The organism is Rhizobium sp. WSM409, assembly GCF_057653825.1.
The window spans coordinates 225,642-252,607 of the sequence record NZ_JBYGKP010000002.1 but is presented as its reverse complement, the minus strand read 5'-3'; the positions used below and the strand labels follow the sequence as shown (position 1 = coordinate 252,607).

Annotated in this window: 23 protein-coding genes and 2 pseudogenes; 14 read left to right on the top strand and 11 right to left on the bottom strand. The window is 60.7% G+C overall.

Features of this window, described 5'->3' with window-relative positions:
* The first annotated feature begins 137 nt into the window (after positions 1–137).
* Both AC25BC_RS24730 and fhuF read left to right on the top strand, forming a co-directional pair.
* On the top strand, positions 138–2,321 hold the full coding sequence (locus AC25BC_RS24730) for a TonB-dependent siderophore receptor (protein ID WP_012755157.1): 2,184 nt from the start codon (positions 138–140) through the stop codon (positions 2,319–2,321).
* A 9-nt stretch (positions 2,322–2,330) separates the two neighbouring features.
* Positions 2,331–3,113 (top strand): siderophore-iron reductase FhuF, encoded by a 783-nt coding sequence (fhuF, locus tag AC25BC_RS24725; protein WP_128438798.1) that lies wholly within the window; start codon positions 2,331–2,333, stop codon positions 3,111–3,113.
* 83 nt (positions 3,114–3,196) lie between these two features.
* Here the strand turns inward: fhuF and AC25BC_RS24720 are convergent.
* Positions 3,197–3,731: pseudogene (locus tag AC25BC_RS24720) on the bottom strand (GNAT family N-acetyltransferase).
* Between the two features lie 274 nt (positions 3,732–4,005).
* On the opposite strand from AC25BC_RS24720, the gene AC25BC_RS24715 reads away from it, so the two are divergent.
* Entirely contained in the window at positions 4,006–5,883 is a 1,878-nt protein-coding gene (locus AC25BC_RS24715; protein ID WP_012755155.1) for a HAMP domain-containing methyl-accepting chemotaxis protein, read from the top strand.
* Positions 5,884–6,072: 189 nt separating this feature from the next.
* Complete coding sequence (locus AC25BC_RS24710) at positions 6,073–6,462, top strand: RidA family protein (RefSeq protein WP_012755154.1); 390 nt, start codon at positions 6,073–6,075, stop codon at positions 6,460–6,462.
* On the opposite strand, the gene AC25BC_RS24705 is transcribed toward AC25BC_RS24710, so the two are convergent.
* The 6 genes from AC25BC_RS24705 to AC25BC_RS24680 all read right to left on the bottom strand — a co-directional run bounded on the left by AC25BC_RS24705 (position 6,459) and on the right by AC25BC_RS24680 (position 12,523).
* Complete coding sequence (locus AC25BC_RS24705) at positions 6,459–7,040, bottom strand: NAD(P)H-dependent oxidoreductase (protein ID WP_128438799.1); 582 nt, start codon at positions 7,038–7,040, stop codon at positions 6,459–6,461. The genes AC25BC_RS24710 and AC25BC_RS24705 overlap by 4 nt on opposite strands.
* Complete coding sequence (locus tag AC25BC_RS24700; RefSeq protein WP_012755152.1) at positions 7,037–8,446, bottom strand: FAD-binding oxidoreductase; 1,410 nt, start codon at positions 8,444–8,446, stop codon at positions 7,037–7,039. Before AC25BC_RS24700 ends, AC25BC_RS24705 begins: the two co-directional genes overlap by 4 nt.
* Position 8,447: 1 nt before the next feature.
* A complete protein-coding gene (locus AC25BC_RS24695; RefSeq protein WP_128438800.1) occupies positions 8,448–9,761 on the bottom strand; it encodes a cytosine deaminase in 1,314 nt (437 codons plus the stop codon).
* Entirely contained in the window at positions 9,761–10,615 is an 855-nt protein-coding gene (locus AC25BC_RS24690; RefSeq protein WP_012755150.1) for an ABC transporter permease, read from the bottom strand. The genes AC25BC_RS24695 and AC25BC_RS24690 overlap by 1 nt, the downstream gene beginning before the upstream one ends.
* On the bottom strand, positions 10,615–11,439 hold the full coding sequence (locus tag AC25BC_RS24685) for an ABC transporter ATP-binding protein (protein WP_012755149.1): 825 nt from the start codon (positions 11,437–11,439) through the stop codon (positions 10,615–10,617). Before AC25BC_RS24685 ends, AC25BC_RS24690 begins: the two co-directional genes overlap by 1 nt.
* 67 nt (positions 11,440–11,506) lie before the next feature.
* A complete protein-coding gene (locus tag AC25BC_RS24680) occupies positions 11,507–12,523 on the bottom strand; it encodes an ABC transporter substrate-binding protein (protein ID WP_012755148.1) in 1,017 nt (338 codons plus the stop codon).
* Positions 12,524–12,707: 184 nt separating this feature from the next.
* On the opposite strand from AC25BC_RS24680, the gene AC25BC_RS24675 reads away from it, so the two are divergent.
* Positions 12,708–13,697, top strand: a complete 990-nt coding sequence (locus tag AC25BC_RS24675) for a LysR family transcriptional regulator (RefSeq protein WP_003562367.1) — start codon at positions 12,708–12,710, stop codon at positions 13,695–13,697.
* Here the strand turns inward: AC25BC_RS24675 and AC25BC_RS24670 are convergent.
* Positions 13,660–14,526 carry a creatininase family protein gene (locus AC25BC_RS24670; RefSeq protein ID WP_012755147.1) on the bottom strand — a complete coding sequence of 289 codons (867 nt, stop codon included), beginning with the start codon at positions 14,524–14,526 and terminating at the stop codon, positions 13,660–13,662. The two genes, AC25BC_RS24675 and AC25BC_RS24670, sit on opposite strands and share 38 nt — an antisense overlap.
* 232 nt (positions 14,527–14,758) lie before the next feature.
* Here AC25BC_RS24670 and paoA point away from each other — a divergent pair, with 232 nt between their 5' ends.
* Genes paoA through AC25BC_RS24645 form a run of 5 tightly spaced genes read left to right on the top strand, consistent with a single transcriptional unit; the run spans position 14,759 to position 20,144 of the window.
* Positions 14,759–15,406: an aldehyde dehydrogenase iron-sulfur subunit PaoA gene (gene paoA / locus AC25BC_RS24665; protein WP_128438861.1), complete on the top strand. Its 648-nt coding sequence runs from the start codon at positions 14,759–14,761 to the stop codon at positions 15,404–15,406.
* Positions 15,403–16,353 (top strand): FAD binding domain-containing protein, encoded by a 951-nt coding sequence (locus AC25BC_RS24660; RefSeq protein WP_012755145.1) that lies wholly within the window; start codon positions 15,403–15,405, stop codon positions 16,351–16,353. Before paoA ends, AC25BC_RS24660 begins: the two co-directional genes overlap by 4 nt.
* A gap of 3 nt (positions 16,354–16,356) precedes the next feature.
* Positions 16,357–18,555, top strand: coding sequence for an aldehyde oxidoreductase molybdenum-binding subunit PaoC (gene paoC / locus AC25BC_RS24655; protein WP_487778571.1), 2,199 nt, complete (start codon positions 16,357–16,359; stop codon positions 18,553–18,555).
* A 55-nt stretch (positions 18,556–18,610) separates the two neighbouring features.
* A complete protein-coding gene (locus AC25BC_RS24650) occupies positions 18,611–19,540 on the top strand; it encodes an XdhC family protein (RefSeq protein ID WP_128438802.1) in 930 nt (309 codons plus the stop codon).
* Positions 19,533–20,144, top strand: a complete 612-nt coding sequence (locus AC25BC_RS24645; RefSeq protein WP_128438803.1) for a nucleotidyltransferase family protein — start codon at positions 19,533–19,535, stop codon at positions 20,142–20,144. Before AC25BC_RS24650 ends, AC25BC_RS24645 begins: the two co-directional genes overlap by 8 nt.
* 123 nt (positions 20,145–20,267) lie before the next feature.
* Here the strand turns inward: AC25BC_RS24645 and AC25BC_RS24640 are convergent, their stop codons facing one another.
* Positions 20,268–21,605 carry an epoxide hydrolase family protein gene (locus AC25BC_RS24640; protein ID WP_017996132.1) on the bottom strand — a complete coding sequence of 446 codons (1,338 nt, stop codon included), beginning with the start codon at positions 21,603–21,605 and terminating at the stop codon, positions 20,268–20,270.
* Between the two features lie 186 nt (positions 21,606–21,791).
* Entirely contained in the window at positions 21,792–22,391 is a 600-nt protein-coding gene (locus tag AC25BC_RS24635; RefSeq protein WP_012755140.1) for a TetR/AcrR family transcriptional regulator, read from the bottom strand.
* A gap of 119 nt (positions 22,392–22,510) precedes the next feature.
* Here AC25BC_RS24635 and AC25BC_RS24630 point away from each other — a divergent pair, with 119 nt between their 5' ends.
* The gene (locus tag AC25BC_RS24630; RefSeq protein WP_017996133.1) at positions 22,511–23,737 is read left to right on the top strand and encodes an MFS transporter; all 1,227 of its coding nucleotides are present in this window, start codon (positions 22,511–22,513) and stop codon (positions 23,735–23,737) included.
* Between the two features lie 78 nt (positions 23,738–23,815).
* Here AC25BC_RS24630 and AC25BC_RS24625 read toward each other — a convergent pair whose 3' ends face one another.
* Positions 23,816–24,718, bottom strand: a complete 903-nt coding sequence (locus tag AC25BC_RS24625; RefSeq protein ID WP_017996134.1) for a LysR family transcriptional regulator — start codon at positions 24,716–24,718, stop codon at positions 23,816–23,818.
* Between the two features lie 94 nt (positions 24,719–24,812).
* Here AC25BC_RS24625 and AC25BC_RS24620 point away from each other — a divergent pair, with 94 nt between their 5' ends.
* From AC25BC_RS24620 to AC25BC_RS24610, 3 genes and pseudogenes are all read left to right on the top strand, one after another.
* Entirely contained in the window at positions 24,813–25,136 is a 324-nt protein-coding gene (locus tag AC25BC_RS24620; protein WP_017996135.1) for a nuclear transport factor 2 family protein, read from the top strand.
* On the top strand, positions 25,133–25,912 hold the full coding sequence (locus tag AC25BC_RS24615; RefSeq protein ID WP_017996136.1) for an SDR family oxidoreductase: 780 nt from the start codon (positions 25,133–25,135) through the stop codon (positions 25,910–25,912). The genes AC25BC_RS24620 and AC25BC_RS24615 overlap by 4 nt, the downstream gene beginning before the upstream one ends.
* Before the next feature lie 8 nt (positions 25,913–25,920).
* Positions 25,921–26,929 (top strand): annotated as a pseudogene (locus tag AC25BC_RS24610) (GMC family oxidoreductase); the annotation flags it as partial.
* Positions 26,930–26,966 lie beyond the last annotated feature (37 nt).

The window sequence follows — 26,966 nt, the reverse complement described above, 5'->3', positions numbered from 1 at the left end:
CTACGTGCAACCTATTCGGGTGACTCGAAAGCGTGGATTCTTGCAGATTAATAGATGATTTAAATAATCATCTTATGTTGACAGGGCCAATTTCGCTCCATAGGTTCCGCCCGCATCGGTGGTGTCGGGACCAAGCAATGGCGCGTGTTTTTTTGAATGTTTCTAATAATGTATCGCGAATTTATAACGATAGCCTATTTGTCGCGACAGCGATCCTCCTGATCGGCGTTGCAGCATCGCCGGCTTTAGCTCAGAGCGCATCGACAGATGGCAGCGCGACGACGCTGGAGCCGATCGTCATTCAAGGTGCATCCTCTGATAGCAAGTCCGACCGGACGTCCGTTGCTGCCAAGAACAGTTCGGCCGCGACCAAGATCAACACGCCGCTCGTCGAGACGCCGCGTTCGGTCTCGGTGACCACGGAGAGGGAAATCGAGCAGCGTGGCGCCCAGAGCATCATCGAGGCAGTGCGCTATTCGGCCGGCGTGACAACCGGACCGAACGGGTTCGATCCGCGCTTCGACCAGATCTTCATTCGCGGCTTCAACGTTACGACGGTTGGCGACTACCGTGACAGCTTGCGTCAACCCTATATCAATTACGGCATGTTCCGCACCGATCCCTATCAGTTGCAGCGCGTCGAGGTGATCAAGGGACCAGTATCCGTTCTCTACGGCTCCGGATCGCCGGGCGGCCTCGTCAACAAGATATCGAAGCTTCCGACCGAAGAGCCGATCCACGAAGTCGGTATCTCCTACAGCACCAAGGATCGGGCTCAGGCGATGTTCGATTTCGGCGGGCCGATCAGCGAAGGAAATGACGATTTTCTCTATCGCATCGTCGGCCTTGCCCGTCACGGCGACACCAATTTCGATATTGCCGACGACCGCTATTTCCTGGCACCGTCCTTTACCTGGAAACCTGACGAGGGCACGACCTTCACGCTGTACGGTCTGGTGCAGGCCGACGAGACCGACTCCAATGTCGGCGCGATCACGACACTGGACGGCCGAATACTCGACATTAGGCAGAGCGATCCCGATTACGACTACCAGAAGGTCAAGCAGCAGCAGGTCGGCTATCAGTTCGAGCATGAATTCGACAACGGCCTGACGTTCCGGCATAACCTGCGTTACTCGCATCTCGATCTTCGCGCTCGCTACCTCGGCGTTTCCAGCTGGACCGGGACCGTCGCGCATCGCAACGCCAGCTCGATCCGGGACGAGATGAACGTCTTCCAGGTCGACAACCAGCTCGAGGCGAAGTTCGATACAGGCCCGATTGCCCACACGATGCTCTTCGGGCTCGACTACACCAATCTCCAGTCGAACTGGGGCTACGGCATCGGCGCCGTCAACCCGGCATTCGATTTCGATATCGCCAATCCGACCTATGGCGTGTCAGGCGCCACGCCGGCCTATAACTTCATCGTAGCCGATGCCGACATGCGGCAGGTCGGTGTTTACGCCATGGACCAGATCGAGGCCGGCAACTGGCGCTTCAATCTCGGCGGCCGCCAGACCTGGGTGAACCAGACGCGTGACACGACCTATACCTCTTTGGGGTTGAACGCCTCCGAAGACGTCAGCAAGAATGCCCTCTCCTGGCAGACCGGCGCGCTTTACCGCTTCGACAACGGCATCGCGCCATTCGTTTCCTATGCGACCTCTTTCGATCCCGTGACCAACCGGTCGGCATCCGGCAAGATCCTGGAGCCGACGGAGGGCGAACAATACGAACTTGGCGTGAAGTACCAGCCGCCCGGCACCGATATCCTGTTATCGGCGGTCGCCTATCACATCGTCGAAAAGAACAAGCCGGTGTTGGCCAATCCCCTGACCCTTGCCTATAACTCGCTCGGCGAGGTGACGGGAACGGGCATCGAGCTTGAAGCCCGCGCGGCAGTCGCCGATGGCCTGGATCTCATCGCAGCCTACACCTACAACCATTCCGAGGTGACCGGAGGTGGTGAAAACGAGGGCAACACGCCGGCTGTGACCCCATCGCATGTCGCAAGTCTCTGGGCCAACTATACGTTCCAGGAAATGAATCCGTTCAACGGGCTGTCGGTCGGCGCGGGTGTCCGTTACGTCAGCGAGAACTGGACGGATACCGCCAATACTTCGAAAAACCCTTCGGGTTTCTACGTCGATGCGTCCGCCGCTTATGATTTCGGCGCGGTCGACAAGAAATATGAGGGCCTGACGGCCGCCTTCAATATCCGCAACATTGCCGACGAACGCGACACTGTCTGCAATGAGGGCTTCTGCTATCTCGGCCAGGGCCGTAACATTACCGGCACCCTGAAATACCGGTGGTAAGGCACGGCAATGGAGACAAACGGGGCGCTCCAGCGCCCGACCTTGATCGCTGACCATCCTGTCGCCCACCAGACCGTCAACCTCGACGGACTGGTGGGCGACGGACCGTTCTCTTATTGCCGCGGCAAGCTGCTCGATTCCCCGCCGCAGACGGGTATCGTCGTTTCCTGCAGAGATCTTTGCGACCGGGCGATCTTCGACGAGATCATTGGCCGGTATGCGCAAAAATTTCCCCGCAGCGACCGTCGTGCGATCGTCTCGATGTGGACGCTCTACTACTTCAGCATGCTGACCATCGCCCCCAGCGTCCATTTGTTCGTGCACCACATCGGGCTGCCGCTAGAAATCGACCGCCTATCGCTCGTCTGTACCGACCAGACAGGCGAACCGGAAGCATTCTTGATGTCCGGCAGGCCCGAGGTGACGACTGACCCGGCCGGCGAGCTTCACCGGCTGATGCTCGGTCACGCCGAGCCCGTCATCGCGGCGATCGCCGCCAATGCCGGCGTCGCGCCGAAGCTTCTCTGGAACAATGTCGCGGCCTATCTCTCCTGGATTCTGAAGGAGATCGCTCATCGCCATGAGCCCCTCCTCGTCGAAGGTGGCCTGGCGCTGCTGGAAGAAGCTCAATGGCCGGGCGTCGGGCGCAACCCGATGTTCGGCATGATCCGCATTGCGCGCCAGCAATGCGGGCTCGAATTCGTGCGCCGGAAAGTCTGCTGCCTGCGCTATAACCTGCCGGGCGTCGGCGGCTGCGGCGAAGCCTGCCCGCTGCCGGAGGGGCGCCACTAGCTCCTATCGTCCACCGCGCGCAGAGACGGGTGCCTTGCGCGCCAGTTATTGCAAATGCGCGCCAAGCAGAAAATCCCGTCGTCTCAAAGCGTAGCCTCACCTACCTGGACACCAGCGAGCGGCTTGACCATGAACAGGCATGGATGGTCCTCGTGCCAGAGGTTTGCAAAGACCTCAGCCCGCACGAAGCCGTTCCGGTCATAGAAGCGCCGCGTCGCCTCGAACTGCGGTTCGTCGCGGCCGCGCGGGGCGAGCGTCTTGACCGTCAGCAGCCGCGCACCCGATTCGTGACCGAAACGTTCTGCCGCATCGACGAGATGGCGTCCGGCGCCGCGACCGTGATATTCGGGTCGCGTCGCAATCAGCGCGATCTCGACGGCGCCCGGCGGGTGCGGCTTCAAGGCCATCAACGCGGTCACGACATCGGCTTCGACATAGGCGAACACCGGCAGGTCTTCGATCGCCGGGGCGCCCGCTACGATAACCTCAGGTTCTGAAAGCCATCTGGCAAAGCCCCACGATCGATCGGCAGAGCTCCGCCTTGCCCGTCAGGATCTCCCGTCGCGGACGGCAGGACGGCTGCGTGAGCGGATCGACGTTTCTTGCCCTGACGGCGATTGATGTCCAAAGCCGGGTCAATGGAGATCGATTCATTCTTGGTATCGAGACCTGATGGAGCTGCCATTTTCGCTCGCCATGGCTGCTATTTCCTTGGATTTCCAGGAACTTTAAGTCGCATGTCGTTTAATTAATCGCGGAAGTATGGATCTGCTCAGAAGATTTCAGGAAAAAGAGCGGGATCATTGTTTAGTTAATACTAAATTATTGAATCTGGCGCGAGATCTTGCATCAGCCGGCATGCCGGTCGTTCCAGACCTCCGAGGAGACCCGCATGAAGCGCCCGAGCATCAAACAAGCCCTGATCTTAAAGCTGTCGATCATCAGTCTGTTCATGGTTGGCCTGTCCTATATCTCGCTGAGCACGATTTCGACACTTCGTGCCAATACCGAGCAGATCGGGACCTTCTGGATGCAGCGGCTTGTGACGGCCCGGGAGATCAAGGATGACTTCCTCGACCTGAAATTGGTCTATGCCCAGTATCTCCTGGAGGATACAGCGGAGGAGCGGAATGTCGGACAGCAAAAAATCGATGCAGCCGGCGCCGCGCTCGACACAGTTGTTGGCGAATACGAAAAAGGCGTCCGCACCGAGCGGGGGCGCGAACTGATCAATCAGATCAAGCCGGAACTCGCCAAATATCGCGCGCTTGCAGAGCAAATGATCGCGTCTGAAAATGACGGGAAGACGCCTGAAGCAATCCGTCTCCTCAAGGAAAATATGGAGCCACAAGCCGAGCTAATGAACAAGGCGGTTGCAGATCTGGTCGCCTTCATTCTCGGCCAGGCCGAAGGTTTCGTGGCCGCGAGCGGTGCTTCCGCACAATCCGCTTTCATGCTGACGGCCACGATCGCAACGCTGGCCGTGCTTCTTGCCGTTGCCGGCATATTCTTTGCGATATCGGGCATTGCTAACCCAATCCGAAGCATCGCTTCGGCCATGAGGCGCTTGTCGGATGGCGATCTCGACAGTGATATTCCCTATGCCGGTCGCACCGACGAAGTCGGCGAAATGGCCGGCGCGGTTGAAATCTTCCGTCAGAATGCCCTAAACGTCGTCAGGCTGGAGAAGGAAGCCGCCGAATCCCGCAGCGAGAGCGAAGCAGCGCGCGCCGCAGCCCAACAGCGCGCCGAACGCGAGGCAGAACAGTTGCGCTTCGCGACCACGACATTGGGCGGAGGCCTCCGGCGGCTTGCAGCAGGCGACATTTCCTTCCAGCTTTCGGAGCAATTTGCGGCCGAATACGAAGCCTTGCGCGAAGACTTCAACGCTTCGCTCCGGCAATTGGGTGCGACCATCGGCGCCGTGCTCGAGACGGTACACAGCATCGACAATGGTACCGGTGAAATTGCATCTGCCGCGCAGGATCTTTCCAAACGCACTGAACAACAAGCTGCCTCTCTCGAGGAGACGGCTGCAGCCTTGGACGAGATCACCTCGAATGTGACGATGTCGACCAAACGCACCGACGAGGCACGCAACGTGGCCAAAGAAGCCGATATCAGTGCCCAGCGGTCGGCAACGGTCGTCTCTGAGGCGGAACAGGCCATGCGCCGCATCGAAGACAGTTCACAGCAGATTTCGAACATCATTGGTGCAATCGATGAAATCGCCTTCCAGACGAACCTCCTGGCGCTGAATGCTGGCGTTGAGGCTGCCCGTGCGGGTGAGGCGGGCAAGGGTTTTGCCGTTGTCGCCCAGGAAGTCCGTGAGCTCGCCCAGCGCGCCGCTCAAGCGGCCAAGGAGATCAAGGGCTTTATTCAAAAGTCGTCAACCGATGTGGAAAATGGCGTGAAATTGGTTCTCGAAACCGGAACGTCGCTCAAGTCGATCGGTGAATACGTCATACAGATTAACCAACTCATGGATGCGATTGCCACATCGGCGCGCGAGCAATCGATTGGACTTGCCGAGATCAACACGGCCGTCAATCAGATGGACCAAGCGACCCAGCAAAATGCAGCGATGGTCGAACAATCGACAGCTGCCGTTGCCTCATTGTCCTCCGAGGCAGGCCGGCTGCGGGATCTGGTCAATCAGTTTCAATTGGACGGCGACAGAGGCGCGGCGGACGGGCAGCGCAGCGGACGAGCCTTTGAAGGCAACAGCCCCATCCACTTGGTCGCCTCGCGGCGCGTGATACAAAGATGAAGCGCGGCGGACATCAGACTAAGTACCGTGGATATTGAACTGGCGCCTGGACGATCCTCGGCCCCTCCGCGGCGGGTTGTCCCACATCATTCCTCGCAACTTATCATGAGCGGCAGCGATATTCTCATATCCCGCCGCATCCTGTAGGGTCGCGGGATCTACGGACCTATAGGAATTCTAGAGCGATCGATGAAGAAGATCTTCAATCCGGCCTCGGTGCGCCGGCCTTTTGGGAATTACAATCACGGCCTGCTGGTGCCGCCCGGCGCAGCGCTGCTCGTCACCTCGGGCCAGCTGGGTATCGGTCTCGACGATACTGTTCCGAGCGACATCACGGCTCAGGCGGAACTCTGCTTCGAGGCGATCAAGGCGATCCTCGAAGAGGCGGAGATGAGTTTTGCCGACGTCATCCGCATTTCGGGCTTCGTCATCCGCCGGGAGGATTTCCCGGCCTATATGGCCGTGCGGGATCGCTATACGCTCGATCCGAAGCCGGTTTCCACCTTGCTCGTTATCGGCGGCTTTACCCGCTCGGAATTCCTCGTCGAGGTCGAAGTGACGGCTGCGAAAATTTTCTAGAATCGCTCCATCGCGCCTCCGACGCGGGCCAGGAATTTTGACCGCGTCTCCGGCGTGCAATTGTTCATGTCGTAATGGGCGAGGAACGTCACCGGCCTCACCGGATTGATCTGCGCCCTCAGCACGCGCTTGACGATTTTCTTTGGCGGGTTGCCGGCTGCAAAGGCCCGGAAGGGCGTTGCGCCATAAGTCAGGACGGCTGCGAGCTTGCGGATGTGGCGCAGCCGCGATTCCACCTTGCCGTTGACGAGTTCGAAGGAGACGCCCGGCAGCCAGACGCGGTCGAAATATCCCTTCAGGATTGCCGGAAAGCCGAAGTTCCAGATCGGGGTGCAGATCACCAGCCCCTCGGCCGCCCTCAACCTTTCAACATGCGATTCCACCAGCTTCAGGTTTTCCGGATAGTCGTGATAGACGAGCCGGTCGTGGCGCGAGAGCACCGGATCGAACTGCTCTTCATAGAGGTCGCAGGCGTCCACAATATGCCCGGCCTTCTCAAGGCTCTCGACCGTTTGCCGGTAAAGCGCCTTGCCGTAACTTTCCTCGACCGGGTGAGAGTGGAGGACGAGAACCCTCATGAAGCCTCCATGACGGCTGCCAGGCCCGGGAAGAGATAATTCTTGCCGGCGTTGAAATCGAAATCGGGATTGTCCCACGCAATCATCTTGCCGGGATTGAGCAGGCCCTTCGGATCGGTTTCCTGCTTGAAGGCAAGTTGCACCGCGTCGGTGCGCTTCATGCCGCCTTCCTCGAGCGTATAGCGGTGCGGGTTGAAGATCGGGCAACCATTGTCCTGATGGATCTTGATGATCTCCTCCAGCCGCTCTTCGGTGGTATAGCGCACCAGCGGCAGCCCGGAGCACTGGATCTGGCCGTCGAATTTGATGAATTCGAGATGACCCGGTACTTCGTCACCGAAGATTTCGACCATCTTGCGGACTTTGGCGACATGATCCGGTCCCGGATATTGCACCTGCAGATAGGTGAAGCTCGGATCGACCTTCAGCGCACGCAATGTCGTGTGGTTCCAGGCAAGCTCGTAGGCGTGCGGAATGCCGCGCATGCTTTCCACCTTGTCGGAGCGGAACATGATCTCGCCCTTCTGCGCCGCCGTGAAGGCGAGAAAAGCATCCATGGAGTGCGGCGCGATCATCAGCACGACGATCGACTGGCCCTGACGGATGTAGGGCTTGTGGCGGGTGAAATAGTCGTAAGGAATGGGAGCGGCGATCGGCGCGATCTCCTTGACCAGGATGCCGTTGCATTTCGCCAGCGCATCGGAGAAGCGCACCGCTTCCATGAAGTCGTCATAACCGACGAGCACATCGACCCAGTCATAGGCGGGCGCAAGCGGCATCTCGATCTCGGTGATGATGCCGTTGGTGCCGTAGGCGTGGCTCACCTTCTGCAGATCCCAGCCGGTGAGATCGAGCACGCGCGGCTCGGCCTCCATGGTGACGACGCGCAGGCGCAGGATGTTGCCGAGGTCGCGCAAGCCGCCCCAGGTGATCGACCCGACGCCGCCGGAACCGCCGGCGATGAAGCCGCCGACCGTCGCCGTCTGGGCGGTGGAGGGGTGGAAGCGCAGCTCCTGGCCGGAATGGGCCTTGGTCTGCTTGTCGAGTTGGGCAAGCACGATGCCGGGCTCACAGACGACACGGCCGGGATGGATCTCCTTGATCTTGTCCATGGCGGCAAGATTGAGAACGATGCCACCGGAAAGCGGCATGGCCTGGCCGTAATTGCCGGTGCCGGCGCCACGCGGCGTGACCGGTACGCCATGGGCATAGGCGACCTTCAGCGTCCGGATGACCTCTTCCTCGGTCTTCGGCGTAACGACGAGATCGGCCGTCACATTGTCGAGCTGAGCTTTGAGTACAGGCGAATACCAGTAGAAATCCCGGCTCTTCTGGCGAACCAGCGCCGGATTATCCTCGACGGCGATGCCTTCGAGTTCCTTTTTGATCTTTTGATAATCGGCCATGTCAGGCTCCAACGACGTTATCGAGTTCACGGTAGTCCGGCAGGCTGCGGTCGATCACCTTGCCGCGGCGAAGCACGACGCGGTCAGACTGCGGACGGGACAGGAATTCACTCCAGCGCCGCGCGCTGAAGAGCACGAGATCGGCAGGATCGCCGGCGGCGATACGGCCCTTGTCCGGTCGCCCGACGATGGCGGCGGGCGAGGTGGTGACGACACGGGCGGCGGTATCGAGCGGGTGATCGAGATGCAGAATCCGCACGGCCTCACGGAAAACCTCCACCGGATCGAGATCACCATAGGCATAGAAGGGGTCACGGGTATTGTCGGATGCGACCGCGGTCGCGACACCGGCGGCGGCCAGCTCCTGGAACAGCGTGACGCCGCGCCAGCGCGGGGTGCGGCCGGGATAGCGATCCTGCAGATACATGTTGCACATCGGTAGCGCGATGACCGCGATACCTGCCTTGGCGACCAATTCGACGGTGCGCGCGGCGGTGTCTTCGTCCTGGCGGGCGAGCGAGCAACAATGGCCGGCGGTGACCTTGCCCTCGAACCCGTTGCGCAGCACGGCCTCGGCGATTGCCTTCAGCGTCTCGGCGCCGCGATCATCCGTCTCGTCGACATGCAGATCGATATCCAGGCCATGCTCCCAGGCGGTCCTGAAGAGCGTGTCAAGCTGCCAGACAAGCTCCGGCCCCATCCTGGTGACGCCGCCAAGCAGGCCGCCGTTCTGCCGGATTGTTGTGACGAGATCGGCAAAGAAGGCGCTGTCTGCCATGGCATCCAGCGGGAAGAGGGCGACCGCCTGCAATGCAATCCTGTCCTTCCAGGTATCCCGGATTTCGGCAAAAACCTCGAATGAGATGCGATGCTGTGGCGCAAGCGAGTCCAGGTGCGTACGGATCAGGCTGGTGCCATGGGCATAGGCGGAGCGGAGCGAGAATTCCATCCGCCGTTTGACGTCTGCGGCCGACCAGTTTGCTTCCCGGTCGGCCCTGACGGCATCGAGCGCGCCCATGAAGCTGCCGTCGGGATTGGCCTGGCGCGGCCAGATATGGCCTTTGTCGAGATGAGTATGGATATCGGCAAAGCACGGCCAGACCATGCCGTCCTTGAGATCGATCCTGGCATAATCGGCGGGTGCGGCGCCGGCCGGCCGAATGGCGGCAACCATGCCGTCGCTGATGACGATATCGACCGTGGCCAGCCCTTCGGTGACCGGCACGTCGACATGCTCGACGGTGACGGCGGGCACTGTCGCGTTGCTCAACACGAAGCGGGCCGCATTCGGCGGGGATATGAAGGAATAGGTCATTAGTTTTCCCGTTTGATGCTGCTTTCATGCCAGCGATGAAGGCTCAGCCAGGCAATGAGGGTGGTGAGGCCGAAGATCGCTACGCCAAGCATGGAGAGCATCAAGAGGGCGGCGAAGAGCCGCGGGATGTTCATCCGGTACTGCGCTTCGAGCAGGCGGAAGGCGAGGCCGGAGCCGGCACCGGCGGATCCTGCGGCAAATTCGGCGACGACGGCGGCGATCAGTGCGAGGCCGCCGCCGATGCGAAGACCGGTCATGAAATAGGGCTGGGCGGCAGGCAGTTTGAGAAAGAGCAGCGTCTGCCAGCGCGAGGCGCCGTAAAGCTCAAAGAGGTTGATCAGATTATGGTCGACGCTCTTCAGGCCCTGCACCATGTTCGACAGGATCGGGAAGAACGCGACGAGGAAGGCGCATATGAGAAGCGCGACCTGCGTGGAGGGAGCGTAGATCAGGATCAGCGGCGAGATCGCCACGATCGGCGTCACCTGCAGGATAACGGCGAGCGGATAGAAGGCGATCTCGATCCAGCGCGATTGCACCAGGAAGATTGCAAACCCCACGCCGCCAATCAGCGCCAGCATCAGCGAGATGAAGGTGATCTTGGTCGTGACCCAGAGGGCCGGCGCCAGCGTGCCCCAATCATTGATGAAGGCCGCAGCCACCGCGCCGGGACCGGGCAGGATGTATGGCGGAACGTCCGAGAGCACCACGTAAAGCTCCCAGGCGATGATGAGCACGGTGATGACGAGGAAAGGCACGGCAATGCGCAGGGCTAACTCACGCCGCCGGGCGTTCGCCGGTCGGGAGCCGGGCGGAGATGCGGCTTCTGCGGTTTCGATGCTTTCGACGCTCATCAGTGATCCTCCGATCCGCCCATCGCCTCGATCAGCGAACGAGACGCTTTTTCGCAGGCCTGCCGATATTGTTCCGAGGTTCGATAATGCGAATCCCGCTCAAGGCTGGTGGTCAGCGGAAAATCGGCATGCACGCGGCCGGGCCTCGCCTTCATCACCACGATGCGGTTCGAGAGATAAGCGGATTCAAATACCGAATGCGTCACGAAGATCACCGTAATGCCGGTCGCCTTCCACAGCCGCAGCACGTCGTCGTTGAGTTTCTGGCGGGTGATCTCGTCGAGTGCGGCGAAAGGCTCGTCCATCAGCAGCAGCTTCGGCTTGGTCACCAGCGCGCGGGCGATCGACACGCGCATCTTCATGCCGCCGGAGAGTTCGCGCGGATAGGCATCGGCGAAATCCTGGAGGCTGACGGTCGCCAGCGCTTCGGTGATTCGGCCGCGGGCTTCCGCCTTGGAGATCCCGCGCAGTTTCAGCGGCAGGTAGACGTTGCCGAAAACGGTCTTCCACGGCATCAGCGTCGGCTCTTGAAAGACGAAGCCGATATCACCTTCAGGCAGGCCCTTGGAATTGATCCGTGAACTCGGCCAGTCGATCTTGCCCGCGGTGATGTCGCCAAGGCCGGCGATGATGCGCAGCGCCGTGGACTTGCCGCAGCCCGAGGGGCCAAGCAGGCTGATGAATTCGCCACTTTCGACGGTCAACGACATGCCCGAGAGCGCTGTCGTGCCGCTGGAAAAGACCTTCGACACCGACTGCATGACGACCAGTGGCCGCTTTCTCGCCTCCTTGGAAGGCGCCGCCTTGGTTTCGGCTAGGGACATTTTCTCGCTCATTTATCGAAGGAGTGCGGTCCGCCGCCAGACGAGCGGCGGACCTGGCCTGGGAGGCTTATTTCTTCAGCGCTATTCCGGCGCCCTTGCAGACGAACTTCGTCGTGAAGGCCTTGGTATAGTCGGTGTCGGTCTTGAAGACCTTGATAGCAGTCATCTCGTCGAAGAACTTCTTGTAATGGGCGTCGGTGATGCAGCCGATGCCCTTGTCCAGGCTGTCGCCGGATTCGATGATGCCGTATTCCTTCATCTTGGTGACCGAATAGGCGATCTGGCCGTCCGTTATTTCAGGATTGTCCTTCTTGATCAGCGCGTTCGCCTTGGTGTTGTCGCCGTAGAGGTAATTGTACCAGCCCTCGATCGAGGCATCGACGAAGCGCTGCACGACGTCGGGCTTGCCATCGATCGTCGCCTGCGTGGTCGTGATCATCGTCGAATAGGGTGAGTAGCCGTTGTCGGCGAGCAGGAAGACCTTTGGCTCGAAGCCTGCCTGCTTCTGGATCTCGTAGGGTTCGGAGGTCAGGTACCCCTGCTGGGCAGACTCCTTGTCTGCGAGGAAGGGGGCGGGACTGAAGTTATAGGGCTTGTACTGCTCGTCCTTGAAGCCTTTGAAGTTGGCCTTCATCCACTCGAAATAGGTGAGATAGCCGTCCTTGCTGAGGAACAGCGTTTTCAGCTTGGCGAGGTCCTCGAACTTGTCGACGCCGTTGTCCGGATGGGCGATCAGTACCTGCGGATCCTTTTGGAAGATCGCGGCGACATCGACCAGCGGAATGCCCTGTTCGACGGCGGATATCTCTCCCTGAGGGCCGCCCATGTAGAAATCGAGCTTGCCGGAGATCAGCAGGGCGCTGTTTGCAGCATTCGGGCCGCCCTGGACGATGGTGACGTCGAGGCCGTATTTTGCATAGGTGCCGTCGGCGACGGCTTGGTAGAAGCCGCCATGCTCCGCCTGGGCAAGCCAGTTCGTCCCGTAGCTCACCTTGTCGAGGGCAAGCGCCGGTGAGGCAGCCGCAAGCATCGAGGCGAGGCCGAGGCAGCCCAGGAATTGCATCTTCGTCTGTGCTTTCAACATGGTCGGCAGTTCCCCTTTTTGTGGCCGAGGGAGACCTTACTGGCTCCCTTTTGAGGGAATTTGAGCCATTGCCATGCGCTTTGAAAAGCATCAAAATTCGTGCGCATTGATGCCTTTTCGGCATCTGTCGGAAAGCTGAAAATAATTTGTGCGCCCTGCGCAAAATTTATGCATCGGAGAGACCATGCTGCACTCCAGACGCCTTCTTTACATCAACGAGATCGCCCGTTGCGGTTCGATCCGCAAGGCGGCCGCGCGCCTCAACGTGGCGTCATCGGCGGTTAACAGGCAGATTCTGGCGCTGGAGGAGGAGATCGGGGCGCCGCTTTTCGAGCGGTTGCCGCGTGGCCTGCGGCTGACGGCTGCCGGCGAACTCTGCATCGAACATATCCGGGACGTGCTGAAGAATTACGAGCGCCTGGAGGGGCGCATCCGCAGCCTCAAGATGCAGCAGGCCGGCAAGGTGCGCATGGTGACGACCGTTGGGCTTGCCGCCGGGCCGCTGCCCGAAATCATCGCGCGCTTTCTTTCAGAGCATCCGCGCGTCTTCGTCCAGCTGCGCAACGATACCGGCGGCACGACGGCCAGCCCCGTTGTATCAGGCGAGGTGGATATCGGTCTCGGCTTCAACATCCCCGCCACTCCGGGCATCCGCACGCTTGGAAATTTCGATATCCCGATCGGTGTCGTGCTGCCGCCAGGGCATCACCTGATCGGTCCCGGGCCGATCAACCTTGCCGATGTCACCCAGGAAAAACTGGTTCTGGCGCAGCCGGGGACCAGCCTGCGCGAGGTGATCAACCTTGCTTTTGCGCGCCTGCCGATCTCGGTCGAGCCGGTGCTGGAAACCAATGCATCGGAGATGCTGAAGCAGCTCGTCAAATGCGGCACCGGGCTGACGCTGCTCAATCCGCTCGACGTCATCACCGAATGCCGGCGCGGTGAACTCGTCTTCCGGCCGATCGCCGAGCCCCATGCGCGTTACCAGCAGATGAAGCTGTTTGCCCGCGCCCGCGCGCCCCTTGACGCGGCCACCAGCCTTTTCGTCGAATATCTGCTCGCCGAACTGCTCGGCCTGGTGCAGGAATTGCAGGCCAAGGGTCATATCCCACCGGATGTGAAACCGGCGGCTGAACCTATTTCACATAGAGATTCGAAAGCGGATAGGCCTTGAGATCCCGGAGCAGCTCGACAAACCCCTTGACCTGATGGCGGCAGATCGCCTCGCCCTTTTCAGCCGTGGCGATCGAGGCATCGCCGACAACGCCGAGGGGATTGAGGTCATGCGCGATCCAGGCCAGCGAATGCGGCGGCAGAGGCTGAAGAAATTTGGATTGCTGCCGCATCCCTTCGGCCTTGGAGGCAAAGTTCTGCGCCTTGTCCATGCGCACCAGCTCGGGGCGGAAGTGCAGCATCAACGATGTTTCGACATCGCCGCCGTGGATGCCGTATTTGCTCTCGTGATCGCTCACCATGCCTTCCGGATGACCGAAGCGGCCCCATTGCGTGGAGACCACCGCCATTTGCTGGCGCACGCGCAGTTCGCGCGCGACGATGCTCATGATGTCGACATTGCCGCCGTGGGAATTGACGATCACCATCTTCCGCAGCCCGGCTTCGGCAACTTTTGCGCCAATCGCCGTCCAGACGGGGATGAGCAGCTCAGCACTGAGCGACAGCGTGCCGGGGCCGTAGATGTGTTCGTTGGCCTTGCCGATCTCCTGTGTCGGAAGGACCAGGATGTCCAGATCCTCCGACCGCTGCCGCTTCAGCTCCGCCAGCATGCCGGTCGCGATGGCGACATCCGTTGCGATCGGCAGATGCGGGCCGTGCTGTTCCGTCGAGGCGATGGGCAGAACGGCAATCGTGGTCTCGGGAGAGAGGCCGGCAAAATCATATGTATTGAGCTCGTTCCAGTAAAACGGCGTGGGCATCCGGTCATCCCTTTTCGTCACCTGCTTCGATAGGGAGTAGGGAATAATGATGAGCCCGAAAAGCATCATTTTTTGCGCATGGCGCTGCTTTTTTTCGCGCGCATCGACGGGCGTTACTCCGCCGGCGCTTCCACATTCAAGCCAACTTCATTGAAGATGTGGTTCGCGGCATCTTATGACCGCGGCCCGGGGAATTCATGAGCCAGATCGATAACCGTATGCAACGGAAGGGACCTAATCAGACGGCGGAGATGCACTACCTCAGCAGACGGCGTTGACGCGCCCATGTCCAACGAGCAAGGTGGAACAGTTCATGCCAAGCCAGACACAACTGGAACTTTCCCGTCGAGATCTACTTATCTCGTCGGCCGCAGCGATTGCGGTCACCGGAGCCGTCGCGCCCGCGGCGGCGCAGCCCCCAGGAAATGACATGGCCTATACATCGAAAGTTTCCTTCACGGTTAACGGTCAGAACCGCGATCTCGAGGTCGACAACAGAACGTCGCTGCTCGACGCGTTGCGCGAGAACCTGCATCTCACAGGCACGAAAAAGGGATGCGACCACGGCCAGTGCGGTGCATGCACCGTCATGGTCGACGGCCACCGCATCAACTCCTGCCTGACGCTGGCGGTCATGCACGAAGGCGATCAGATCACCACGATCGAGGGCCTCGGCCAGCCTGGAAACCTTCATCCGATGCAGACGGCCTTCGTCAAGCATGACGGCTTCCAGTGCGGCTACTGCACGCCGGGACAGATCTGTTCCTCCGTGGCGGTGCTGGAAGAGATCAAGGCGAACATACCGAGCCACGTCACCAGCGATCTTACGGCTGAGGCGGCGGTCACTCCGGCCGAGATCCGCGAGCGCATGAGCGGCAATATCTGTCGATGCGGCGCCTATTCCAACATTATCGATGCCATTTCGGAAGTCGCGGGGATAAAAGCATGAGAGCCTTCACCTACGAACGTGCCTCATCCGTCGAGACCGCTGCCAAGGCGGCAGCCTCCAATCCTGAAGCCAAATTCATCGCCGGCGGCACCAACCTCCTCGACCTGATGAAGCTCGAGATCGAAACGCCGACGCATCTGATCGACGTCAACGGTCTCGGCCTCGACAAGATCGAGCCCACGCCGGGGGGCGGGCTGCGCATCGGCGCCTTGGTCCGCAACACCGATCTTGCAGCGCACGAGACTGTTCGCCGCGACTATGGTCTGTTGTCCCGCGCCTTGGTCGCGGGTGCCTCCGGGCAACTGCGCAACAAGGCGACGACGGCCGGCAACCTCCTGCAGCGCACGCGCTGTCCCTATTTCTATGACCCGAACCAGCCGTGCAACAAGCGGCAGCCGGGCAGCGGCTGTTCGGCCATCGGCGGCTTTAGCCGCCAGCATGCCGTCGTCGGCACCAGCGAAGCTTGCATCGCCACGCATCCGAGTGACATGGCGATCGCCATGCGGGCGCTCGATGCTGTCGTGGAAACGGTCAAGGCCGACGGCAGTCGTCGCGCAATTGCGATCGCCGACTTTCATCGATTGCCCGGCGACACGCCTGATATCGAAACCGTTCTCGAGCGCGGCGAGTTTATCACGGCGGTCCTGCTGCCGCCCCCGTTCGGCGGCAAGCACATCTATCGCAAGGTGCGAGACCGTGCCTCCTATGCCTTCGCACTCGTCTCGGTCGGAGCCGTGATCCAGCCGGATGGTACAGGGCGGGTCGCCGTCGGCGGCATCGCCCATAAGCCATGGCGCATCGAGGCAGCCGAAGCCGAGCTGCCGAAAGGTGCGCGCGCGGCGGCAGACGTCCTTCTTGCCGGCGCCCGTCCTACCGAACAGAACCGTTTCAAGGTCCGTCTGGTCGAGCGCACGCTCGGCGCGGTCATCGCCGAAGCAAGGGGTTGAGCCATGCAGTTCGATACGCCAGCGACAACCAACCCGATCGATAATCTGAAGGTGGTCGGTCAGCCGATCCATCGGATCGACGGCCAGCTCAAGACGACCGGCCGCGCGATGTACGCCTATGAGTGGCACGATCCGAATATGTCCTACGCCTACGGCTATCCCATCGGTGCGGCCATCGCCAAGGGCCGCATCACGTCCATGGACGTGTCCGCCGCCAAGAGGGCTCCGGGTGTGCTTGCCGTCGTGACGACGCTCGACATCGGCGAGCGGAAGAAGGGCAAGTTCAACACCGCCAAGCTTTTTGGCGGCGACGAGATTCAGCACTATCACCAGGCAATTGCGGTCATCGTCGCCGAGACCTTCGAGCAGGCACGCGCCGCAGCCTCCCTGGTCAAGGTCGACTATGCCGAGGAGAAGGGTGTGTTCGATCTCGGCATGGCAAAGGATTCAGCCGTCAAGCCGGATGAATCGCAGCAGCCCGATACAGCGGTCGGCGACTTCGAGGCGGCCTTCAGGTCAGCTCCCGTCACTGTTGACGCATCTTACACGACGCCCGACCAGTCACATGCGATGATGGAGCCGCACGCATCGATCGCAGCCTGGAACGGCGAAGAGGTGACCGTCTGGACCTCCAGCCAGATGATCGACTGGTGGCGCTCCGACCTTGCGACGACGCTCGACATCGACAAGGAGAAGATCCGCCTCATGTCGCCCTTCATCGGCGGCGGCTTCGGCGGCAAGCTGTTCCTGCGGGCGGATGCCGTGCTGGCCGTTGTCGGCGCGCGTGCGGCAAAGCGGCCCGTCAAGGTCGCCTTGCCCCGGCCCTTTCTCATGAACAACACCACCCACCGGCCGGCGACGATCCAGCGGATCCGCATTGGAACCGAGCGTGACGGCAAGATCACCGCCATAGCGCACGAAAGCTGGTCGGGCGACCAACCCGGCGGCCAGCTTGAGACCGCTGTCAATCAGACCCGTCTTCTCTATGCAGGGGCGAACCGGATGACCGCGATGCGGCTGGCGACACTCGACCTCCCGGAGGGCAACGCCATGCGCGCTCCGGGCGAAGCCCCCGGATTGATGGCGCTCGAAATCGCCATCGACGAGATTGCCGAAAAAGTTGGGATCGATCCTGTGCAGTTTCGGATCGTCAACGACACGCAGGTCGATCCGGAAAAGCCGCAGCGGCCTTTTTCCCAGCGCAATCTCATCGGCTGCCTCACGCTCGGTGCGGAGCGGTTTGGCTGGAGTAACCGGGGGAAGCCCGGTTCCAGGCGTGACGGCAACTGGCTGGTCGGCATGGGCGTTGCCGCCGCCTTCCGCAACAACCTCGTCCTTCCTTCAGGAGCAAGGGTAAAGCTTGACCGGGAAGGCGTCGTGACTGTCGAAACCGACATGACCGACATCGGGACCGGCAGCTACACGATCATCGCCCAGACTGCCGCCGAGATGATGGGGGTTGCGATCGACAAGGTCGCCGTCCAACTTGGCGACTCGCGTTTTCCGGTTTCTGCTGGTTCCGGCGGACAGTTCGGTGCGAATTCCTCCACGTCCGGCGTCTACGCAGCCTGTGTCAAGCTGCGTGAGGCAATCGCCAAGAAGCTCGGCTTCAACTCCGAAGACGTCATCTTCGAGAATGGCGCGGTCCGCTCGGGCAATCGTTCGGTGCCTCTTGCCGAAGCCGCCGGTCCGGAGGGTCTTGTCGGCGAGGACACCATCAAGTGGGGAGAGCTTACCGAGACGCATCAGCAATCGACATTCGGCGCACACTTCGTGGAGGTTGGCGTCGACATTGCTACGGGAGAAAGCCGTATTCGCAGGATGCTCGCAGTCTGCGCGGCGGGCCGCATCCTCAACCCGATCACCGCCCGCAGCCAGGTCATCGGCGCGATGACGATGGGGGCCGGCGGCGCACTGTCCGAGGAATTGGCGGTCGACACCCGCCGCGGCTTCTTCGTCAACCACGATCTCGCCAGCTACGAAGTGGCGGTGCATGCCGACATTCCGCACCAGGAGGTAATCTTCATGGACGAGACCGATCCGATGTCCTCGCCGATGAAGGCCAAGGGCGTCGGCGAGCTTGGCCTTTGCGGCGTCGCGGCAGCAATCGCCAACGCCGTCTATAACGCGACCGGCGTCAGGGTTCGGCACTATCCGCTGACGCTTGACAAGCTTATCGGCGGCTTGCCGGACGTGGCCTGATTATTTCGGCGGCGGTCTCGAAAGCGGACCGCCGCCAATTCCTGTAGGATTTCCGATGGATCAGACACTTGCGCCCATCACGGCGCCAATTCCCGTCAGGGCCTCGTCCACCGACGATCCGTCGGACCTGCTTCGCTTCGCGATAGACGCCCATGGTCTTGGCGTGGCGGCGCTCGCCACTCTCGTTGACATCCGGGGCGGGGCCGCGCGGGCGCTCGGCGCTCATATGGCGGTTGCCGCAGACGGGCGGTTCTGCGGCTATGTCTCCGGCGGATGTGTCGAAGCCGCCGTCGCTTCCGAAGCGCTTCTGGCAATGGCGGAAGGACGGGACCGCACGGTCAAATTCGGCGACGGCTCTCCCTTCTTCGACATTGTCCTTCCCTGCGGCGGCGGGATCACCGTCGCAATCCATGTCCTCAAAGATGTCAGCGCTTTGCGGGAGGTTCTCGATCGTCTCGAACGGCGGCAGGCAGCCGGTCTTGCCTATTCGCCAGAACGTCAGACGCTCGAAGCGGTAGACCCACTGTCACGGGCGTGCTGGCTCGAGCGAGATTTCCTGAGCGTCTACCGTCCCCGCACCCGCGTCGTCCTTTCCGGGCAGACGATCGAAGCGCAGGCCGTCGCACGACTGGCCGAGGCTTCCGGCTACGACGTGATCGTCAGAGGACAGGGCGAGGGGGGCAGGGTCGCGGCCGACATCATCGACCCCTTCACGGCCGTTGTGCTCCTGCATCATGACCTCGACGCCGAAGCCGCCATTCTCGAGACCGCGCTTCACTCGCCCGCCTTTTATATCGGCGCGCTCGGCAGTAGCCGCACGCATCATCGGCGTGTCGTGGGGTTGACAACCATGGCTTTCGGAAAGGATGACATCGGTCGCATCAAAGCGCCCATCGGGATGTTCGGCCCGACGCGAGATGCAACCTCGCTCGCCCTGTCGGTTCTGGCTGACATCGCTGCGGCAAGACTGGTGGCTTATGCGTAAGGCGTCAGTCGCGATCGTCATTCTTGCTGCCGGCAAGGCAAGCCGGATGGGTGAGGGCGGGAAGCACAAGCTGCTGGCCGAGTTCGATGGCGTGCCGCTCGTGCGGCGGTCAACATTGACCGCGCTCGGTACGGATGCAGCCTCCGTTATCGTCGTCACAGGTCATTGCCGGAGCGAGATCGAGGCCGCGCTCGATGGGCTCGCTCTGACTTTCGTCGATAATCCCGATTACGCCAGCGGCATGGCGAGCTCGCTCATGGCAGGATTCTCATCGAGGGGCGCTGACAGCGCCGACGGCATTCTCGTCATGCTCGCCGATATGCCCGGCATTTCCACGACGCATCTCGATGCCCTTATTTCCGCCTTTCGCAATGTGGGCGGCGACGCCGTCGTGCGCGCGGTCTCGCGAGGGAAACCGGGCAACCCCGTTATCCTGCCACGTTCTCTCAATCAGGCAGTCCTGAGACTTGAAGGCGATGTCGGCGCGCGCGATATCATCGCCACATCAGGATTCCCTGTGCTTGATGTCGATGTTGGCGACGCAGCCTTGCTCGATGTCGATACGCCGGACGAGGTATTGGCAGCGGGCGGCGCATTGAACTGACCCGCGGAAAATACAATGGGATGAGGATGATTTGATGAAACGGTTCGAGCTCGATTCTCCGCGGCTTTGAATTCGCCACTCTCAGCCGCGGATATGCCAAGCCGTCATTCTGCAGCCGATGGATCAGCGCACCGGTCTGAATGCCTCTCGCAGTTCCTCAGCGAAAAGCTGGGGCTGTTCCCAAGCGGCGAAGTGACCGCCCATATCGACACGGTGGTAGTAATGCAGCGTGGGATAGGCCTGCTTGCTCCAACTCTCCGGCGCCTGGTAGATCTCCTTTGGGAATACGCTGATTGCCACCGGGATCTTGATCTCTTTGGTCTTCTGGGCGTCTGAGCTGAAGTTGTTGTTGTTGTTTTCCCAATAGAACCGCGACGAGGATGCCCCAGTGTTGGTCAGCCAGTACAATGTGATGTCATTCAGCATTTCGTCCTTGGAAAAAACACGCTCGGGAATGCCCTCGCTATCGCTCCACTGCGCAAATTTTTCGTAGATCCAGGCAGCCAGGCCCGACGGCGAGTCGGAAAGCGAGTAGCCGATCGTCTGCGGACGCGTCACCATCACGGCCCCATAGGCGGCATTCCGGCCAAAAAAGGTGCTCAGGGATTCATAGGCATCCCGCTCGGGCGCCGACAGCCCTGCGGGAGCCGGGTCTCCACTGTTGATCGCCTTGGTGAGATTGCCCGGAACGGTCGCCGGCATGTTGAGATGGATACCAAGCAAACCCTTCGGTGCCTGGCGCGCCAGCGCGTCGGAGATAACGGAACCATGGTCGCCACCCTGGGAAACGTAGTGCGCGTAGCCGAGCCGCTTCATCAGGATGTCCCATGCCCGCGCAACGCGGTCGGGGCCCCAGCCAAGCTCCGTCGGCTTACCCGAAAAGCCGTAGCCGGGGATCGAAGGGATGACGACATCAAATGCGTCCTCCTCTTTACCGCCATAGGCAGTCGGATCGGTAAGAGGGCCGATCGCCTTGATGAACTCGAAGGTCGAACCCGGCCAACCATGGGTCAAAATGACCGGAAGGGCGTTGGGATGACGCGATCGCACATGGATGAACTGGATATCGACGCCGTCGATCGTCGTGATGAATTCCGGAAGTGCATTGAGCTCCGCCTCGGCTTTGCGCCAATCGTAATCAGTGCCCCAGTAACGGACCAGATCCTGGACGCGCGAAAGCTGGATGCCTTGCGAGGTGTCGCTCACGGTCTCCTTGTCTGGCCAACGCGTTTCGGCAACGCGCTTGCGCAGATCGTCAAGCTGTGACTGCGGAACGTGGATCTGGAACGGGCGGATCGTTTCGTCGGCCTCGATCGGCGTCGCCGGCCCGTCCGATGTGACGTCGGCGGCACTCGCCGGCACAAGGTAACCGGCTGGGAACAGCAACATCGGTCCAACCGCCATCACCATTGCTCCGCGGGCAAGCCGGCGCCAGGCGAAAATATTGTCAAACTTCTTCATGTGGCACTCCATGTTCTTGTCGCCCAGGGCGACATTTCGTGACGGAGTGATGTCTGACGGGTCTGGGTATCTGGCATGTTTCAGGAAATGCCAAAAACGTATCAGAGTGTGGAGCGGTGGCTACACAGCGGCAGGAACGCGATCGTCAAGGGAACGACCCAGGCCCGATGGCGCCTGAATAGAAAATCAAACACCTCCTTGCTGCCTGCGGAGGCTCCCCAACATAGCCTTGAATCCCGCGACCGCCCGCTTCGAAACCGCCTCCGGATTCTCCGCATTGGCGATCCACAGCGCCATATGGCTGCTAGCGCCATTGATGAGGCGAGCGGCGGTTTCGGTGTCGATATCGATGATCTCGCCATCGGCCTTGAGACGGTCGAGGCTGCGGGAGAGGGCGGCGATGCAGCCGGGGGTGTTCTGCCATTGCGAGATATCGCCGAGCACAGCCGGGCCATCGCGAAACATGATACGCTGGATTTCAGGCTCAAGCGCCATTTCGATATAGGCGGAGCACTCGTCGACAAATCCCTGCCAGCGCGTGGGAGCGGCGGCCGAGACCTCGTTCAGCCGGTCCGTCATTTCTGCATCGATTTCGATGATGACGGCCTGGAGCAGGCCCGTCTTGTCACCGAAGTGGTGATAGAGGGCGCCGCGCGTCAGTCCCGCTTCGCCGGTGAAATCGTCCATCGAGGCTTCCGCGTAGCCGATCGTGCCAAAGGCACGCCGCCCGGCTGCGATCAGTTTGCCGCGGGTCTCTGCGATCATCTCCTGGCGCGGTTTGCGCATCTCTTCTCCATTGGCATACGCCGCGTATCTTTTTCATTGACATACGGAACGTATGCATTATCTAGAACACATACGCTCCGTATATAAGCGTTCTATCCGATATCTGGAAGGATCGTCCCATGTCAAATCCGTATAAACAAATATTCGCGGCACCTGGGGCCAAGGGCTTCTCCGCAGCCGGCTTTTTCGCACGCCTTCCTATCGCCATGGCGCCGATTGGCATCGTCGCCATGCTTTCCCAGGCACGTGGCGAATATTGGCTGGCAGGCGCCGTGTCGGCGACCTATGCGCTCACCAATGCTGTGATTTCACCGCAGATTTCGCGAGCGGTCGACCGACTGGGCCAGACGGCAGTCGTCGTTCCAACAACCATGGTATCGGTGATGGCGTTCATCGCGCTGATCACCGCGGCCAATCAGAACTGGCCGGTGTGGACGCTATTTGCCTCTGCCTTCCTCGCGGCGGCCATGCCAAGCATTCCGGCGCTGATGCGGGCGCGCTGGACGGAACTCTTTCGCAACCGGCCCGAACTCAACACCGCCTTCGCGTTCGAAAGTGCCGCGGACGAACTGGTCTACATCGCCGGCGCCTCGCTGTCGGTCGGGCTGGCCGTCGCCCTATTCCCGGAGGCCGGCATGATAGTGAGCACAGCTTTTCTGGCGCTCGGAACGGCCGCCTTCATCGTGCAGCGCGGCACCGAGCCGAAGGTGCGTCATGTCGCCGGCGCGGCTTCGGTTGGCTCTGCGATCCGCCAGCGCCCGGTGCAGATCATCACACTCGCGCTGATCTTCGTCGGCGCGATCTTCGCAACCGCTGAAGTGAGTGTTGTCGCCATCACCAAGGAGCTTGGTCAGCCGAATGCCGCAAGCCTGGTCATCGGTGTCTATGCCCTCGGTTCCTTCCTAGTGGGTTTGACCCTCGGCGCGCTAAATATCCGCATCCCCTTGCACCGTCAGTTGTTGATCGCTGTTGCGATCCTCGCCCTGACCTCGCTGCCGCTGCTCGTCGCCGGCAGTTCGGTAACCCTGCTTGCTGTGGCCGTCTTCGTCAGTGGCATCGCAATCTCGCCGACCTTTATTACGGCCTTCGGACTGATTGAGCGTCGCGTGCCGGAATCGGTGCTGACGGAAGGCGTCACCTGGGTAATGACCGGCATCGGCATCGGCATGGCGCTCGGCGCTTTCGTCTCCGGCTGGGTCGTCGACAGCTACGGTCCCCAGAGCGGATTCTGGGTGTCTGCAGCCGCCGGGGCCGCAACCGTCCTTATCATTGCGCTCGGTCAGCGCACCCTCTCGGGAGAGTGCAACGGCGGGGAAGATTGCGCGATGCTGGAACCGGCGCAGTAGTAGGCGGGCGGTAGGCAGGAGCGACGCAGGAGGGTTCACCGCCAACGGTTCTAAACCGTTCAAGGTGAAGGCAGTGGGTCAACCCACTTTTCGGGAGAACTCACGAGCTAAGTCGAGGAATGCTCGGACGCCAGCCGATAGATTTCGGCGTCCAGGATAGTATAGACATAGCCCTGGATACGGCGGCGTCCAATCTTTCAAAACGCGCACAACGCGCCCCGCCTCTATGTCCGAGAGAATGTCCTGTTCAAAGAGATAGCCCACGCCGGCGCTTTCGATCACAGCAGTCCGCGTAAGACTGGTCTCGTCGAGTGCGATTGGCCCCCGCACGTCGATCTGCAACGACTCGCCGTCCTTTTCGAACCGCCATCGAAACAAGGAGCCGTCTGGCAGGCGAACACGAATGCACCTGTGACTGAGAAGATCCGGAGGCACCGTGGGCTTACCATGTTTCTCGAAATACTCGGGCGACCCAACCACTGCGTGTCGCTGAGGCCGGCCGAGCGAAACGGCAATCATGTCGCTGGGAACGAGGCCTTCTACCCTGACGCCCAGATCGAACCCGTCCTTGACGATATCGACCATTTTACCCTCGGTAACGATATCAACATTCATGTCGGGATAGCGGCGCAGGAACTCCAGCACGAGCGGTGAGACGATGGCGCGCGCCGCAAATGGCGCTGCGTTGATCCGTATCGTACCGGAAGGAGTCTCGCGGTGGGAGCGTACCAGATCCAGAGCAGCATGGAGATCCTGAAGCGTGGGCCCAACCTGCTGCACAAACAACCGGCCGGCATCCGTCAGCGACACACTGCGGGTGGTGCGGTTAAACAACCGCACGCCAAGTCCCGCCTCGAGCCTGCTTATCGTATGGCTCAACGCGGTCGTGGACATACCGAGATCAATGGCCGCTGCTCGAAAAGTCCCGCGCCTGGCAATTGCAATGGCCGCTTCAAGTTCCTTCAGGCTGGATAGCTCCATCGTCCCGATCTGTTCATCATCGCATGCCGGTTTATCCCACTTATTTACGCAATGGTCGAGGGATAAGTATCGGTTAGATTATGAGGAGAACACAATGGACATGCCCGGTATCATAAACACGTACTTTGAAGCAGACCGTCGCAATGACGCGGATGCGCTGCTGGACACCTTTGCGATCGAAGCCGTCGTCGAAGACGAAGGAGCGCACCATCAAGGCGTCGCCGCAATCCGCGAGTGGTGGGTGGCGGCGAAGAAGGCCACCCAATACCGTGCAGAACCCGTGGAATCCGCGATTGACGGCAACAAAGCAATCGTCCGAGCAAGGGTGAGCGGCCAGTTTCCCGGTAGCCCGGTGATGCTCACCCACGGCTTCACCCTCAAGGACGACAGGATCGTCTGGCTGGAGATCCGGTCATGACCGACTTTCTCAACCTGAGGGGCAAACGCGCACTCATTACCGCTGGAACAAAAGGTACCGGCGCTGCAACCGTCAGCCTGTTTCGGGAGCTAGGCGCAAAGGTGCTGACGACAGCGCGGGGCCGTCCGGAAAGCCTGTCGGAAGAAATGTTCGTCGAGGCGGACCTGACCACGGAAGAGGGATGTGCAATCGTCGCAGAGGCCACGCGGCGGCGCCTTGGCGGCGTCGACGTCATCGTCCATATGCTCGGTGGCTCTTCAGCGGCCGGAGGTGGATTTTCTGCACTGTCGGAAGACGACTGGCATAAGGAGCTGTCGCTCAACCTTTTTCCAGCCGTTCGCCTGGATCGGCAACTGGTTCCGGGCATGGTCGCTCAAGGAAACGGTGTGGTGGTGCATGTGACATCCATCCAGAGAGTCCTGCCGCTTCCAGAATCGACGACCGCCTATGCTGCAGCCAAGGCAGCACTTTCCACTTACAGCAAGGCGATGTCGAAGGAAGTTTCGCCCAAAGGTGTTCGTGTCGTTCGGGTGTCGCCGGGCTGGATCGAAACGGAAGCTTCGGTCCACCTTGCAGAGCGCCTGGCGAAGCAGGCCGGAACTGACCTTGAGGGGGGCAAAAAGATCATCATGGACGGGCTGGGCGGCATTCCGCTGGGGCGTCCGGCAAAGCCGGAAGAGGTCGCAAACCTGATTGCCTTCCTCGCTTCGGACCGGGCTGCATCAATCACTGGTACCGAATATACGATCGATGGAGGGACAGTGCCAACAGCCTAGGCGCCGACAGAGGGGCATCGATCGCTGAACTGCGGATCCGAGATGGCAAGCGGGAATCCGTGTTCGGATCCTATGTCCGTCCGCTCATGTCGCGGCCGAACCTGACGGTGCTGACCGATGCCCTGGTCACGCGTCTCTGGCAAGCGGGTGATTGGTGTCGAGGTTCTTGTCGATGGTCAGCGACGTCAGTTCACGGCGCGTTGCGAGACGGTGCTGTCGCTTGGCGCGATCAACACGCCGAAAGTCTTGATGCAGTCGGGTATAGGCCCGGAAGATGAGTTACAAGCTCATGGCATTCCTGTCGTTCAGCACTTACCTGGTGTTGGTCGCAATCATCAGGATCACCTCGCATTCGGCTGCACCTGGGCATATCGAAAGCCTGAAACCATCGGTGGTAGCGGCTGCGAAGCAAAACTATATTGGAAAAGCGACTCGCGTCTTGCCCAGCCGGACATTCTTCAGTGCCAGTTGGAGTTCGCCGTGCCTTCGCCGATCGAGACGGGTCTCCAAACGCCCGAACATGGCTGGACAATGTTTAGCGGTCTCGCCCAACCGCAAAGCCGTGGTCGACTACGGCTCTCCGGCCCGGATACAAATGACCCCATCCTAATCGAACCCAACTCTTTGAGTGAACCAGAAGACATGGCTGCTGCCCTGGTCGCGGTGGAGCTATGCCGGGAACTGGGAAACAGCGAAGCGTTTACGCCGCTGGTGACGGGAGAGACAGCGCCAGGCGCGCGCGATCGATCGGGAATGATTGACTTCATCCGCAGATCGGCCGTCACCTACTGGCATCAATCCTGCACAGCCAAGATGGGACGCGACAGCATGTCGGTGGTCGATAACGAGCTCAAAGTGTACGGTATTGATGGCCTTCGCATCGCAGACTCCTCGATCATGCCTCGCATCACCACCGGCAACACGATGGCGCCTTGTGTTGTCATCGGAGAGCGGGCGGCCGATCTGATCCGGGAAATGCATGGCCTTACGAGCGGAGGGTTCAATCAGCCCATATGATGAAGAGATTTATGTGCACTCGGCGGCCAGCATACGG

Coding starts and splice junctions, on each gene's coding strand:
- AC25BC_RS24730 (WP_012755157.1), top strand. CDS start 138: ATGGCGCGTGTTTTTTTGAATGTTTCTAATAATGTATCGCGAATTTAT.
- fhuF (WP_128438798.1), top strand. CDS start 2,331: ATGGAGACAAACGGGGCGCTCCAGCGCCCGACCTTGATCGCTGACCAT.
- AC25BC_RS24715 (WP_012755155.1), top strand. CDS start 4,006: ATGAAGCGCCCGAGCATCAAACAAGCCCTGATCTTAAAGCTGTCGATC.
- AC25BC_RS24710 (WP_012755154.1), top strand. CDS start 6,073: ATGAAGAAGATCTTCAATCCGGCCTCGGTGCGCCGGCCTTTTGGGAAT.
- AC25BC_RS24705 (WP_128438799.1), bottom strand. CDS start 7,040: ATGAGGGTTCTCGTCCTCCACTCTCACCCGGTCGAGGAAAGTTACGGC.
- AC25BC_RS24700 (WP_012755152.1), bottom strand. CDS start 8,446: ATGGCCGATTATCAAAAGATCAAAAAGGAACTCGAAGGCATCGCCGTC.
- AC25BC_RS24695 (WP_128438800.1), bottom strand. CDS start 9,761: ATGACCTATTCCTTCATATCCCCGCCGAATGCGGCCCGCTTCGTGTTG.
- AC25BC_RS24690 (WP_012755150.1), bottom strand. CDS start 10,615: ATGAGCGTCGAAAGCATCGAAACCGCAGAAGCCGCATCTCCGCCCGGC.
- AC25BC_RS24685 (WP_012755149.1), bottom strand. CDS start 11,439: ATGTCCCTAGCCGAAACCAAGGCGGCGCCTTCCAAGGAGGCGAGAAAG.
- AC25BC_RS24680 (WP_012755148.1), bottom strand. CDS start 12,523: ATGTTGAAAGCACAGACGAAGATGCAATTCCTGGGCTGCCTCGGCCTC.
- AC25BC_RS24675 (WP_003562367.1), top strand. CDS start 12,708: ATGCTGCACTCCAGACGCCTTCTTTACATCAACGAGATCGCCCGTTGC.
- AC25BC_RS24670 (WP_012755147.1), bottom strand. CDS start 14,526: ATGATGCTTTTCGGGCTCATCATTATTCCCTACTCCCTATCGAAGCAG.
- AC25BC_RS24660 (WP_012755145.1), top strand. CDS start 15,403: ATGAGAGCCTTCACCTACGAACGTGCCTCATCCGTCGAGACCGCTGCC.
- paoC (WP_487778571.1), top strand. CDS start 16,357: ATGCAGTTCGATACGCCAGCGACAACCAACCCGATCGATAATCTGAAG.
- AC25BC_RS24650 (WP_128438802.1), top strand. CDS start 18,611: ATGGATCAGACACTTGCGCCCATCACGGCGCCAATTCCCGTCAGGGCC.
- AC25BC_RS24645 (WP_128438803.1), top strand. CDS start 19,533: ATGCGTAAGGCGTCAGTCGCGATCGTCATTCTTGCTGCCGGCAAGGCA.
- AC25BC_RS24640 (WP_017996132.1), bottom strand. CDS start 21,605: ATGAAGAAGTTTGACAATATTTTCGCCTGGCGCCGGCTTGCCCGCGGA.
- AC25BC_RS24635 (WP_012755140.1), bottom strand. CDS start 22,391: ATGCGCAAACCGCGCCAGGAGATGATCGCAGAGACCCGCGGCAAACTG.
- AC25BC_RS24630 (WP_017996133.1), top strand. CDS start 22,511: ATGTCAAATCCGTATAAACAAATATTCGCGGCACCTGGGGCCAAGGGC.
- AC25BC_RS24625 (WP_017996134.1), bottom strand. CDS start 24,718: ATGGAGCTATCCAGCCTGAAGGAACTTGAAGCGGCCATTGCAATTGCC.
- AC25BC_RS24620 (WP_017996135.1), top strand. CDS start 24,813: ATGGACATGCCCGGTATCATAAACACGTACTTTGAAGCAGACCGTCGC.
- AC25BC_RS24615 (WP_017996136.1), top strand. CDS start 25,133: ATGACCGACTTTCTCAACCTGAGGGGCAAACGCGCACTCATTACCGCT.